The sequence below is a fragment of the Neorhizobium sp. SOG26 genome (assembly GCF_003491345.1).
Classification (GTDB): Bacteria; Pseudomonadota; Alphaproteobacteria; order Rhizobiales; family Rhizobiaceae; genus Neorhizobium; species Neorhizobium turbinariae.
In genome coordinates this window covers 657,764-670,818 of record NZ_CP025512.1, presented here as the reverse complement: position 1 = coordinate 670,818, position 13,055 = coordinate 657,764, and the positions used below count along the sequence as shown (strand labels likewise).

Annotated in this window: 12 protein-coding genes; 8 read left to right on the top strand and 4 right to left on the bottom strand. The window is 62.8% G+C overall.

What is annotated here, in order from left to right:
• The first annotated feature begins 31 nt into the window (after positions 1-31).
• Together CYG48_RS22375 and amn are read left to right on the top strand one after the other, a co-directional pair.
• Positions 32-205 (top strand): hypothetical protein, encoded by a 174-nt coding sequence (locus CYG48_RS22375; RefSeq protein ID WP_199925199.1) that lies wholly within the window; start codon positions 32-34, stop codon positions 203-205.
• A gap of 64 nt (positions 206-269) precedes the next feature.
• Positions 270-1,772: an AMP nucleosidase gene (gene amn / locus CYG48_RS03275; protein ID WP_118849066.1), complete on the top strand. Its 1,503-nt coding sequence runs from the start codon at positions 270-272 to the stop codon at positions 1,770-1,772.
• 58 nt (positions 1,773-1,830) lie between these two features.
• Here the strand turns inward: amn and CYG48_RS03270 are convergent, their stop codons facing one another.
• Positions 1,831-2,790, bottom strand: coding sequence for a lysylphosphatidylglycerol synthase transmembrane domain-containing protein (locus tag CYG48_RS03270; protein WP_118849065.1), 960 nt, complete (start codon positions 2,788-2,790; stop codon positions 1,831-1,833).
• Positions 2,791-2,908: 118 nt separating this feature from the next.
• Here CYG48_RS03270 and CYG48_RS03265 point away from each other — a divergent pair, with 118 nt between their 5' ends.
• Positions 2,909-3,907: a glycosyltransferase family 2 protein gene (locus tag CYG48_RS03265; RefSeq protein WP_118849064.1), complete on the top strand. Its 999-nt coding sequence runs from the start codon at positions 2,909-2,911 to the stop codon at positions 3,905-3,907.
• Entirely contained in the window at positions 3,882-5,408 is a 1,527-nt protein-coding gene (locus tag CYG48_RS03260; protein WP_118849063.1) for a glycosyltransferase family 39 protein, read from the top strand. The genes CYG48_RS03265 and CYG48_RS03260 overlap by 26 nt, the downstream gene beginning before the upstream one ends.
• Positions 5,409-5,415: 7 nt before the next feature.
• Here CYG48_RS03260 and CYG48_RS03255 read toward each other — a convergent pair whose 3' ends face one another.
• Positions 5,416-6,783 carry an aspartate aminotransferase family protein gene (locus CYG48_RS03255; RefSeq protein WP_118849062.1) on the bottom strand — a complete coding sequence of 456 codons (1,368 nt, stop codon included), beginning with the start codon at positions 6,781-6,783 and terminating at the stop codon, positions 5,416-5,418.
• A gap of 85 nt (positions 6,784-6,868) precedes the next feature.
• On the opposite strand from CYG48_RS03255, the gene CYG48_RS03250 reads away from it, so the two are divergent.
• Positions 6,869-8,200, top strand: a complete 1,332-nt coding sequence (locus CYG48_RS03250; protein ID WP_118849061.1) for a glutamine synthetase family protein — start codon at positions 6,869-6,871, stop codon at positions 8,198-8,200.
• Here CYG48_RS03250 and CYG48_RS03245 read toward each other — a convergent pair.
• Positions 8,197-9,135: a diacylglycerol/lipid kinase family protein gene (locus CYG48_RS03245; RefSeq protein WP_118849060.1), complete on the bottom strand. Its 939-nt coding sequence runs from the start codon at positions 9,133-9,135 to the stop codon at positions 8,197-8,199. The genes CYG48_RS03250 and CYG48_RS03245 overlap by 4 nt on opposite strands.
• Positions 9,136-9,433: 298 nt before the next feature.
• Between CYG48_RS03245 and CYG48_RS03240 the strand changes: the two genes are divergently transcribed.
• The 3 genes from CYG48_RS03240 to CYG48_RS03230 all read left to right on the top strand — a co-directional run bounded on the left by CYG48_RS03240 (position 9,434) and on the right by CYG48_RS03230 (position 12,332).
• Complete coding sequence (locus CYG48_RS03240; protein WP_118849059.1) at positions 9,434-10,675, top strand: MFS transporter; 1,242 nt, start codon at positions 9,434-9,436, stop codon at positions 10,673-10,675.
• Between the two features lie 120 nt (positions 10,676-10,795).
• Positions 10,796-11,812, top strand: a complete 1,017-nt coding sequence (locus CYG48_RS03235) for a zinc-binding alcohol dehydrogenase family protein (RefSeq protein ID WP_118849058.1) — start codon at positions 10,796-10,798, stop codon at positions 11,810-11,812.
• Between the two features lie 103 nt (positions 11,813-11,915).
• Positions 11,916-12,332, top strand: coding sequence for a DoxX family protein (locus CYG48_RS03230; protein ID WP_118849057.1), 417 nt, complete (start codon positions 11,916-11,918; stop codon positions 12,330-12,332).
• Positions 12,333-12,390: 58 nt separating this feature from the next.
• Here CYG48_RS03230 and CYG48_RS03225 read toward each other — a convergent pair whose 3' ends face one another.
• Positions 12,391-13,002, bottom strand: coding sequence for a L,D-transpeptidase (locus tag CYG48_RS03225; protein WP_118849056.1), 612 nt, complete (start codon positions 13,000-13,002; stop codon positions 12,391-12,393).
• Positions 13,003-13,055: the final 53 nt, after the last annotated feature.

Genomic DNA, 13,055 nt, shown 5'->3' with positions numbered 1-13,055 from the left:
AATCTTCCAGCATCGGGCTTGGGAGAGAACAATGGGCATTCTGGTACGCCGCTTCACCATCTTCACGCTGATCATGGCGATCTTCGCCTTTTCCTTCACCGCGCTTGTGGCGCAGAAGAATGGCAAGGTATCGCGCCTGCGCTCCGAATGGTCGATGAATTGCCAGACATCTCCGCTTCAGCAGGGATGCATTGCGACTCTTTGAGTTGCTCCATTATGGTGAGATCTACTGCAATTTGCTTGTCGCAATGTTCTCACTATAATGGCTCATGACAACACGAATCTCTTCCGTCTCTCCCCTTCCCTTCATCAGCCCGAGCGCGCCTGAGCCGCGTATCTTCGACAATCCGGTCGAAGCCGTGGACGCGCTGACCGAGCTTTACGAACGCAATACGACGTTTCTCATCGATTCCTTCGGCAAGCTGGCAGACGGCGCCCCGGTAACGGGCCGCTACCGCGCCTTCTATCCGCAGGTCAGCATCGAGACGACGTCGTTCGGCCATGCCGACTCGCGCCTCTCCTACGGGCATGTCACTTCGCCGGGGGTCTACACCACGACGATCACCCGCCCGAAGCTCTTCCGGCACTACCTCAAGGAACAGCTTGGGCTCTTGATGCGCAATCACGGCGTCCCGGTGACGGTGTCGGAATCCTCGACGCCGATCCCGCTGCACTTTGCCTTCGGCGAAGGTGCGCATGTCGAGGCGTCGGCGACGAGTGCGCTGTCGGACATTCCGATGCGCGACCTCTTCGATACGCCGGACCTCAACAACACCGACGACCTGATCGCCAATGGCGAATATGAGGAAACCTCGGGCGTGCCATCGCCGCTTGCGCCCTTCACGGCGCAGCGCATCGACTACTCGCTCGCCCGCCTCAGCCACTATACGGCGACGGGCGCCGAGCACTTCCAGAACTTCGTGCTCTTTACGAACTACCAGTTCTATATTGACGAGTTCGCGGCCTGGGCGCGCAAGATGATGGCCGAGGGCGGCGACGGCTACACGGCCTTTGTCGAACCGGGCAACATCGTCACGCTCGCTGGCAAGGAGAAGCCGGAAACGGATGCGGTGGTGCGCATGCCGCAGATGCCTGCCTATCACCTGAAGAAAAAGGGCCATGCCGGCATCACGCTCGTCAACATCGGCGTCGGTCCCTCCAACGCCAAGACGATTACCGACCACATTGCAGTGCTGCGCCCGCATGCCTGGCTGATGGTCGGCCACTGCGCCGGGCTTCGCAATAGCCAGCGGCTCGGCGACTACGTTCTGGCGCATGCCTATGTGCGCGAAGACCATGTGCTCGACGACGACCTGCCGGTCTGGGTGCCGATTCCGGCGCTGGCGGAAGTGCAGCAGGCGCTCGAAAGCGCCGTAGAGGAAGTCACCGGCTACCAAGGCTTTGAGCTGAAGCGCATCATGCGTACCGGCACCGTCGCAACGATTGACAATCGCAACTGGGAACTGCGCGACCAGCGTGGACCGGTCAAGCGGCTGTCCCAGTCGCGCGCCATTGCGCTCGACATGGAATCAGCGACGATCGCCGCCAACGGCTTTCGCTTCCGCGTGCCTTACGGCACGCTGCTCTGCGTTTCCGACCGTCCGCTGCATGGCGAGTTGAAGCTGCCCGGCATGGCGACGGCCTTCTACCGCAGCCAGGTCAGCCAGCATCTGCAGATCGGCATCCGCGCCGTGCAGAAGCTTGCCGCCATGCCGCCGGAAGCCCTGCATTCCCGCAAGCTTCGGAGCTTCTACGAAACGGCGTTCCAGTGACAAGATAGCTCATTAGGGGGAGAATGACCTGGCGCTCCCCCTCCAGACCTTTGCCTGATCAGTTCCCCTTGCGCCTTGCCGCAAACAATGACAGCGCGGTTCCCACCAGCGAGGAAACGATCACCAGCAGGTGGGTGTTGACCGCCGCCTGGCCGAGAGCTTCGAGCGGTGAGCCGGTCGCCCCGGCGCCGAAGGCAATGGCGCCGGCGGTAATGCCGGCCGGATAGGTCCCGACGCCAGCGGGCGCATGGACGGGCAGGACGGAGGACAGTTCACCGCCGAGCGCGCCGCCAAAGCTTGCGGCAACCGTCGTGCCACCGAGCAGACCGAGTACCCAGGCGAGCACCGCAATCTTGGTGAACCAGTTGACGAGCGTCGCGCCCCAGGCGCGCGCGAAGGCTGCGCCACTGGCCGGCAGGCCGTTCCTCACCTCTTCCACCAGCTTGCGTCCCTTGGCGGGAACGATGCGAGCCGCAATATCGAAAACGCGGTTGCGAAGCGCAAAGGCGACGACGGGTGCGAGGAGAAACAAGCCCCACAATGCCCAGACCCAGGGCGCGCCGTGCTGGAGAACCAGACCAACGCCGGCGGCAGCGAGCAGCGCGTGCAGGTCGAACAGGCGCATCACGAGAAGCGCCGAGGTGGTGCGGGCAAGCGGCAGGGCGAATTCACGCCTCATCAGCAACGGAAAGCTTGCCTCCCCGGTCCGGAACGGCAGCATGATGTTGAGCAGGTTGTGGACCTGCACCAGCCGCAACAGGCTGCCGAAGTGGCCTGCAGTCTCGGTCGGGAAATAATCGTAGATACGCCAGGTGCGCAGAACGTAGGTGACGAGAAGTGCGCCGAGCGCGACGAGCCCCGCGCCCCAGCCGGCGCCCGACCAGAGCGAGGCCACCGTCTGCCATCCCCAGACCCACTGGATGAAGCCCGCATAAGCCAGGATGATCGCAACCGTTAGCAGCGTCATGGCGTTACGAATTATCCAGGATGGGCGGCTGGCAACCGGGGAGTTCTTCATATACTAGGGGTGCCCCATACGAACCAGGATCTGAAACATCGGGTTAGCGCCGCGTGAGCGTGTTCGCTCGGAGCCCGTGGTTTAGGAGAAACACAAAGTGGGTACAACAGCAGAGTTGATGGCAAGCCGCCTCGACACGGCAGAACCGATCGAACTCTCCCTCGTCGTGCCGCTCTTCAATGAAGAGGAAAGCGTCGGGCCGCTGATTGACCGTATCACGGCAGCCATGGCGAGCTATCCGGCAATCTGGGAGCTTCTTCTCGTCGATGACGGGAGCACGGACGCAACGATTGCCAATGCGCGCGAAGCGCTGAACCGGCCGGGTCTCGACCTGAAGATCATCGCGCTGCAGCGCAATTTCGGACAGACGGCCGCCATGCAGGCCGGGATCAACCAGGCACAGGGCCGGCTGATCGCCACGCTCGACGGCGACCTGCAGAACGACCCGAAGGACATCCCCACCATGGTGGCGGAACTGGAGCGGCGGGAACTCGATCTCCTCGTCGGCTGGCGCAAGAACCGCCAGGACGGCTTGCTCCTGCGCAAGATCCCATCCTTCATCGCCAACCGGCTGATCGGCCGCATCACCGGCGTGCGGCTGCATGACTATGGATGCTCGCTGAAGATCTACCGCGGCTCGGTCATCAAGCAGGTGAAGCTGATGGGCGAAATGCACCGCTTCATCCCGGCCTGGGTGGCGGGCGTGGTACCGAGCTCGCGCATCGGCGAGATGCCGGTGACCCACCATGCGCGCCAGCATGGCGTGTCGAAGTACGGCATTTCCCGCACCTTCCGGGTCATTCTCGACCTGTTGTCGGTGATGTTCTTCATGCGCTTCAAGGCGCGGCCGGGACATTTCTTCGGGTCGCTTGGCCTTGGGCTCGGCGCGCTGTCGAGCATCATCCTGTTCTACCTGTTCATCGACAAGTTCCTGATGGGCAACGACATCGGCACACGCCCCCTTTTCATGATCGGGGTGATGCTGTTCCTCTCGGCAGTGCAGATGATCACCACCGGCATCCTGGCCGAGATGATCGCCCGCACCTATTACCGTGAAGACACCGCGGTGAGTTACATTATCAGGGAAGTCTATGAGGGCGATCCTCAGCATACGTGAGGCGCTTGCCCGCCGTCCCACCATCGTCCTTTGGCTGATCGCCGGTTATTACCTGCTGGCGATCGTCCTGAGAGTGCTGCGTTCCGATGCGCTTGAAAGCGACGAGGCCGAACAACTCATCCAGTCGCAGTTCCTGCTGATGGGATACGGGCGCCAGCCGCCCTTCTACAACTGGCTGCAATACGGCGTCATCCAGCTGATCGGCCCCTCGGTCCTGGCGCTGTCGCTCGTCAAGAACCTGCTGCTTTTCCTCACCTGTGTCTTCTACGGACTCGCAGCGCGGCTTGTGCTGAAAGACATGCGGCTCGTTGCGATCGCCATGCTCGGCGTCGTGGCGATGCCGGTCGTCAGCGTGGTGGCCCAACGGGACCTCACGCATGCCGTGGCGACGCTGTTTTCCGTTGCCGTCTTCACCTATGCCTTCCTGCTCGCCATCCAGCGTCCCAACCTCGGGACCTATCTGTTTGCCGGCGTTGCGGTCGGCATGGGGCTGATCAGCAAATATAACTTCGTGCTCGTGCCGTTGGCGGCAGTGCTGGCTGTCCTCGCCGAGCGCGACCTGCGCAACCGTGTGCTGGACTGGCGGCTGGGTGCGGCCGTTGCGGTCGCCGCCCTCATCTGCCTGCCGCACCTGTTCTGGGTGCTTGGCAACCTCAACGAAGCGACATCAGGTACGATCGCGGCCATGCGGGAAGATGCCTCGGGTGATGCCGTCAATGACCGGATCGCCGGCCTCCTTGCCATGCTCGGGGCCCTTGCGGGTGGCGGGTTGCCGGTGCTTGGCTTCTTCCTCATTGCGTTCCGAACCGCCTTGCCCAAGGCCTGGCGGGCGACCAGCCCATGGACACGGATCATCGCGCGCACCATCCTGATCTGCCTTGTCCTGGTGGCGTTGGTTGTGCTGGGCTTTGGGGCGAGCAACATCAGTGAAAAGTGGCTCTCGCCTTTCCTGCTGCTTGTTCCGCTGTACCTCTGCCTCAAGATCGAAGCCGCCGGGGCCGACACGACAGCAAGCGTTGAACGATTCGTCTTGCCCGTCTCGGTGTTGGCGCTGGGTGGGATCATCTATCTGGCAATTGGCGTCGTCATCGGCCCCATGTTCGGCAGATATGGCAAGGAAAACTGGCCTTCCACGCCTTTCATCCAAGAGGTGATCGAACGCCACGGCGGAGACAAACCCGCCTATGTGATCGCCACCGATCCATACCTTGCAGGCAGCGCACGCACCGAGATCTCCGACGCGAAGGTGATCTTCACCGGCTTCACGCAGGACCAGACCGTCACGGAGGATGAAATCCGCGGCGGCGGCCTCGTCGTCTGGCCGCTCGATGGCGATGCGACGCAGATGCCGGCTTATCTCGGCGACTTCCTGCGGCAATACGGCATCAAGCCGGAGGTGCTGGTGGCCTCCACCCTTGCCGTACCCTATCATTACTCGTGGCGCGATGACCGGGTCGGTTTCGGTTACGCCTGGGTCCCGGCCGCCGCGAGCGGACGCTAAGCCGACCTTAAGCCATCCTGGCGTCACGCAGGTGATCGAGCGCCTTGCGCAGCGTGTCGATCACCTCGTCCACCTCCGGGCGGTTGATCGTCAGCGGCGGCGAGGCGAGCATGCGGTCACGGGTGGCGCGCATGATGAGGCCGTTCTGGAGGCAATGATTGCGCACCAGCATGCTGACCTCGTCGGGTTTGGCAAAGCGGCGACGGGTCGACTTGTCGGCCGCAAGCTGCAGCCCGCCCATCAGGCCAACGCTTTGTGCCTCGCCGACCACCTCATGGTCTTCCAGCGACTTCCAGGCTGCCGCGAAATACGGACCGATATGGTCGCGCGCACGCTCGACCAGCCGTTCTTCCTCCAGGATCCGGATGTTCTCCAGCGCAGCCGCGGCGCAGACCGGATGGCCGGAATAGGTAAAGCCGTGGTGGAAATCCCCCAGTTCCTCGACCATTACGTCGGCAACGCGATCGGACACCAGCACGCCGCCGATCGGCAGGTAGCCGGATGACAGGCCCTTGGCGATCGGCGCAAGATCCGGCTCGATCCCGTAATACTGGTGGCCGAACCACTCGCCGAGCCGTCCGAACCCGCAGATCACCTCGTCAACGACGAGCAGGATATTGCGTGCCTTGCAGATGCGGGCGATCTCCGGCCAGTAGGTTTCCGGCGGGATGATGACACCGCCTGCTCCCTGGATCGGTTCGGCCACGAAGGCCGCGACTTGGTCTTCGCCCAGTTCATCGATCTTCGCTTCCAGTTCGCGCGCGACCTTCAGGCCGAAATCGGCGGGAGAAAGATCACCACCTTCCGCATACCAGTAGGGCTGGCCGATATGGTGGATGCCCTCGATCGGCAGGTTGCCCTGCTCGTGCATCAGCTTCATGCCGCCGAGGGAGGCACCGGCAACGGTGGAACCGTGGTAGCCGTTCCGGCGGGCAATGACCTGCGTCTTCTGCGGCTTTCCAAGCGCCTTCCAGTAGACCCGCGCCATCCGGAACCATGTGTCGGTCGCCTCGGAGCCGGAATTGGTAAAGAAGATGCGCTTCAGCTTCTCGCCGGTATGGGAGGCAATCTTCTGGGCGAGCAACGTGGCGGGCGGCGTCGTGGTGCCAAAAAAGGCGTTGTAATAGGGCAGTTCCTGCATCTGCCGGGCTGCGGCCTCTGCGATAGACTTGCGCCCGTAACCGACATTGACGCACCAGAGGCCCGCAAAGGCATCCAGGTAACGCTTCCCGGTCGAGTCGTAGATGAACACGCCTTCCGCCCGCTCGATGATGCGCGTGCCCTTCGCGTTCAGTTCCTTCATGTCCGAGAACGGATGAAGATGGTGGGCCGCATCGATGGCCGCGAGGTTGGATGTGTTCTTCAGGTCGTTCATATGTGTGTCACTCAGCCCCTCAGATTGTGCCTCCCATCCTTATCGGCTACGAACGAACCTCTGCAACCCTGTGAGACCGTTTCGCATGCCTGATGCCGCCGATCCCCATATCGAAATCCTGCTTGTCGGCATGAACGGGGACCTTCGCGGCAAGCGAATCCCGATGACGGCGGAAAAGAAGGTCTGGGAGGGTTCGGTGCGGCTGCCGACCTCGACGCAGTCCCTCGACATCTGGGGCGACGACAACGACGACATCACCGGCCTATCGCTGACGATCGGCGACCCGGACGGCACCTGCGTGGCCGACAGGCGCAGTCTGACGCCGATGCCCTGGGCGTCGGAAGGATCAATGCAGGTGCTTTCCACCATGCATGAGCTCACCGGTGAGCCGAGCTTCATGGACCCGCGCGGCATCCTGGCTGCACTCCTCCACCGTTTCGCCGAGCGCGGGCTGACGCCGGTGGTGGCGACGGAACTGGAATTCTACGTGGTGCAGGACGACTGGCGCCAGACGGGCAAGCCGCGGCCGCCGGAAGTGCTGATGTACCGCGACGCGCCGGATGGTTTCCAGCTCTACGACATGCGCGCCGTCGATGCGCTCGATGATTATCTGCAAACGGTGCGGACCTGGGCAAAGGCGCAGAACCTGCCGGCAGATGCGACGACGGCGGAATTCGGCCCCGGCCAGTTCGAGGTGAACCTTCTGCACCGCGCCGACGCGCTGGCCGCGGCGGACGACTGCATCTACCTGAAGCGGATTGCCGAACAGGCGGCGCGAAAGCACGGGCTGAAATCGACCTGCATGGCCAAGCCTTATGCCGAGCACGCGGGATCGGGGCTGCATGTGCATGCCAGCATCATCGACCGCGACGGTAACAACATTCTCGATGCCAAGGGCGGCGAGCCGACCCTGCTGAACTCGGTGACGGCGGGGATGCTGCAGACCATGCGGGACGCGCAGCTGATCTTCGCGCCCTTTGCCAATTCCTATCGTCGCTTCCAGCCGGGGTCCTTTGCGCCCGTCGATATCGACTGGGGTTTCGGCCATCGCGGTACGGCTGTACGCATTCCCGACAAGGATGGAGCGGCCGCGCGGATCGAACATCGCGTCGCTGGTGCAGATGCCAATCCCTACCTGCTGCTCACCGCGATTCTCGGCGGCATGCTGAAGGGGCTCGACGAGACGCTTGATCCAGGTGCACCGACAGAGCCCGGCAAGGAGCCTGCGGCTGGCACGGGCCGCCTGACGCACGACTTCCTGACGGCGGTGGAGGATTTCCGCGCCTCGCCCTTCATCCGCGACGTGTTCGGCGAGCGCTACCAGAAGCTTTACGGCGACACGAAGTGCAAGGAAGCGATTGCCTATCTGCGGACAGTCAGCGACTTCGACTACCGCACCTACCTGCCGCGGATCTAGATCCCGCTGCCCTGCCCTTCCCCATCGGCGGGCGACTGCGGTTGGTTGACGAGCACCTTGAGCTCGCCGGCGTGGATCTTCAGCAGCACGTCGCGGGACATCGGCAGCAATTCGCCATCGATGACACATTTCACGTCATGCCGCGATCGCGGGAAATGCAGTTCAAGCTCGGGTGCGGTCATTGCGGTGACCGATGGGTTCTCCTTCAAGCGCCCGCGCAAGATATCGAAGACGAGCTTTGCGGCAGTGGCAGGCCGCAGCGGATCCGCCGTATAGAAGCCCAGTTCGCCGCGATCCAGCCGGTCGGCATACATCAGCGGGTCCGGGCCGAACTCGTTGTTGGAGACGGAGATCGCCGAGACGCGACGCCGCCCGACCTCGCCTTCGACATTGTATTCGACCTCGAATTCCGGCGGGTTGAAGATCACGCCGATCGCAGCACGGGTGCTGGCGCGCATCTTGCCGAGCCGCGAGCCGAAGGTCATGGAGTTGCGATAGCGCACCATGCGGGCGTGCATGCCGGCGGAGAACTGGTGCACGAAGCTTTTGCCGTTGGCGCTGGCGATATCGATGTTCTGGGGCACTCCGTTGGCAAGAGCATCGAGCACCTCCCAGATATCAAGCGGCAGTTTGAGCGAGCGGGCAAAGAGGTTCATCGTGCCGGCAGGAACGACGCCAAGCGCAATCCCGCTTTTCCAGGCAATGCCGGCCGCGGCGGAAATCGTCCCATCGCCGCCGCCAGCGATCAGTCCGTCGACGCCATTTGTCGAAGCGGCGCGCTCCATCGTCTCGACCACCTTGTCGCCCGAGACGACATGGCATTCGATCTCATGGCCGGCCTTCTTGAAGGTTTCGGTGGCCTGAGCGCAATAAGCGCTCATGTCTGTGGTCTTGAAGGTACCGCCATCGCGGTTGAAGACGGCAAAAAGGTTCATTGCATCTCACTTGCGGCAGCGCCGAACGGGCCGCGGAAGAACGGACGAACAGTGAAATGGTTGCTGCTTCTCGTTTATCAACGGTGGAGTTTTGAAGAAACGAACGGCGGGCCTAGCAGTTGGTCTTGCGGTTTCACGCATTCTTGCGCAAGGCCACGTTGGCGCCATCTACCGCAATGCACAATGACATGGTAATCTCTCTGCATGGTCAGCGATTTGACCACACCTACCTCCAGAACGGGTTGGATGTCTCCCACATTCCAGCCCGTATTTTTTTGCCAAAGACATATTCAGCATCATGACCCAATCGGCTTCTCCCATCGAGTCCGTCCAGGATACCTCCCGACCAACACCCCACCTCTCCGCTGCCTCCCTCACCCCCATGGCGGTGCTCCTCATCGAGATTGCGCTCGCCGTTGGCGGTTTCGGCATCGGAACGGGTGAATTCGCCATCATGGGCCTGCTCCCGGATGTTGCCGCGACCTACCAGGTCAGCATCCCGATGGCGGGTTATGTCATCAGCGCCTATGCGCTCGGCGTCGTGGTCGGCGCCCCGGTGATCGCCGTGCTTTCGGCGCGGCTGCCACGCCGCACCCTGCTCCTCGGGCTGATGGCGGTGTTCGCGCTCGGCAATATCCTCAGCGCCGTCGCCCCCGACTTCTGGAGCTTCACGGTGCTGCGCTTCATCACCGGCCTGCCGCACGGCGCCTATTTCGGTGTCGCGGCGCTTGTCGCTGCCTCCATGGTCCCGCCCACCAAGCGGGCCCGCGCCGTCGGCCGCGTCATGCTGGGCCTGACCGTGGCAACACTGCTCGGCACGCCGATCGCCACCTTCATGGGCCAGTTGCTAAGCTGGCGTGCGGCCTTCTTCCTTGTCGGCGGCATCGGCGCGCTGACTGTGGCGCTGCTCTGGTATTTCCTGCCCCGCGACAAGGTGATGGAAGGCGCAAGCGTCAAACGCGAACTCGGCGCCTTCGGTCGCAGCCAGGTCTGGCTGACGCTCGGCATCGCCGCGGTCGGCTTCGGCGGCATGTTCTCGGTCTTCAGCTATATCGCCTCCACGACAACCGTGACCGCTGGCATGCCAGTGACCACCGTGGCGATCGTGCTGGCGCTCTTCGGCATTGGCATGAATGTCGGCAATATCGTCGGCTCTCGCCTCGCCGATCTGTCGCTGATGGGCACGATCGGCGGCGTGATGGCCTTCAACGTCTTCGTCATGGGCGCCTTCGGGCTCTTTGCGGAATATCCGGCGGTCCTGTGCCTTTGCGTCTTCCTGATCGGCTGCGGTTTTGCGGCCGGCCCCGCGCTGCAGACGCGGCTCATGGATGTTGCCGCCGACGCGCAGACGCTCGCTGCCGCCTCCAACCACTCCGCCTTCAACATCGCCAATGCGCTGGGCGCCTGGCTCGGTGGCCTCGTCATCACCTGGGGCTGGGGATTCGCCGCCACCGGTTATGTCGGGGCCTTCCTGTCGCTGCTCGGGCTTGGCGTGTTCTTCGTGTCCCATACGCTCGATACCAGACGCGGCCGGGCCTGACAGCCCAAATCAGCAAGATCACAAAATCGGCAAGGCGCCCATCAGGTGCCTTCGCCGTCCTTGCGCGCTCAGACCACAAGTTCCATCTTGTCTCCCAGCACCTATGGAAAGGGAGATGCCATGCGCGCCGTCGGGTTCAACCAGCCTCAGCCGATCACTTCCGAAACGTCACTGCTCGATCTCGACCTTCCGGAGCCGGAAGCCAAGGGTCGCGATCTGCTCGTGGAAATCCGCGCCGTGTCAGTCAATCCGGTGGATACGAAGGTGCGCCGCACGGCCGCCGTAGAGCCCGGCCAGCACCGTATCCTGGGTTATGACGCAGCCGGCGTGGTGAAAGCCGTCGGGCCGGAGGTGAAGCTCTTCAAGCCGGGCGACGAAGTTTATTACGCCGGTGCCATCAACCGTCCGGGCACGAATGCCGAATTGCACCTGGTGGACGAGCGGATCGTCGGCTTCAAGCCGAAGACACTGTCGTTCGAGGAAGCCGCTGCCCTGCCGTTGACGGCGATCACCGCCTATGAGGCGCTGTTCCACCGCATGAAGGTGCAGGACAAGGTCGCGGGTGCGTGGAACGCCGTACTGGTGATTGGCGGCGCCGGCGGCGTCGGCTCGATTGCCATCCAGCTTCTGCGCGAACTTTCCGACGTGACGGTGATCGGCACCGGCTCGCGGCCGGAGACGATGGAGTGGATCCGCAGTTTCGGCGCCCACCACGTGCTCGACCACTCGAAGCCGATGGCAAAACAATTGGCCGAGATGGCGATCGGCGCACCGGCTTTCGTGTTCTCCACCACCCACACCGAAACGCACCTGCCGGATATCCTCGAACTGATCGCGCCGCAGGGCCGGCTGTCGTTGATCGACGATCCCAAGGAGCCGATGGACCTGCGGCCCTTCAAGAGCAAGGCGCTGTCGATCCACTGGGAGATGATGTTTGCCCGGCCGGTGTGGCAGACGGCAGACATGATCGAACAGCACAAGCTGCTGAACCATGTGGCCGAGCTTATTGATGCCAAAAAGCTTCGGTCGACGCTGTCGGAAACGCTTGGCAAGATCAACGCCGAGAACCTGAAGAAGGCGCATGCGATGATCGAGAGCAACCGCACCAAGGGCAAGATCGTGCTTTCCGGTTTTTAGCCGGACGGTTGCTCCCGATAGGTGCAAACGCGCCACGCCACACCTTAACGCGCGCCATGACTTGAGCTATGATCTCGCCGGGACAAACACCGGAGGGGACATCATGGCAACTTCATCGACATCGAGTTTTGGCAATCCGCTGGACGCGGTCACGGGCACGACCTGGTTCGGATATCTCGCCCGCATCGTGCTGACTTTCGCTTTCTGGGGAAGCGGCCTCTCGAAGCTCATCGACTTCCAGGGCGGCGTGGCCGAGATGGCGCAGTTCGGCCTGGAGCCGGCGGTTGCCTTCAACATCGCGACGATCATCGTGCAGATCGGCGGATCGCTGCTGGTGATCCTGAACCGCTGGACCTGGCTGGGCGCCGGTGCGCTTGCCGTCTTCACCGCGCTTACCATCCCCCTCGTCCATCATTTCTGGTCGATGGAGGAGCCGATGCGCACCATGGAATTCCACGTGGCGATGGAGCACATCACCGTCATCGGCGGCATGATGGTGGTCGCTTGGAAATCGCGCTAGAGCCAGACAAGCGAAAGCCCGCCGCAAGCGGCGGGCCCTCACCCATCGAACCTGAATATCAAGCCTGGAGCACGACGACCTTGGCGCCGACCTGGACGCGGTTGTAGAGGTCGATGATGTCGTGGTTCATGAAGCGGATGCAGCCGCTCGACATGGCAAGCCCGATCGATTCCGGCTGGTTGGTGCCGTGCAGGCGGAACATGGTGTCGTTGCCGTTGCGATAGAGATACATCGCGCGGGCGCCGAGCGGGTTGTTCGGACCGCCCGGCATGCCGCCGGCGAGCTTGCGGTAGCGCTCTTCGCGGCGCTGCATGTTGGGGGTTGGCGTCCAGGACGGCCATTCGGCCTTGCGACCGACATAGGCATTGCCCGCCAGCGCCAGGCCGGCACGACCAACGCCGACGCCGTAGCGGATCGCACGGCCATTGCCGAGCACAAAATAAGCGCGGCGCGCCGGCGTATCGACCACCACTGTTCCGGGTGCGTGCGGCGTGACATAGGCCACTTCCTGGCGGCGAAGTTCCGGCTTGATCTTCTCGATCGGTACCGCCTTCAGCGGGAACTCTTCATTGCTGACCGTCGCATAGTTGGCCTGGTCGGAAACGGTGGAGGCGCAGCCGGCCATAAGGAGCGGCAGGCCTGCAAGAAAGCCGCGACGGGAAATCGACATGAATGTGTCCTTGGTGCGTCAAAGTGATGACGCAGAAATACTGAGATTATGGT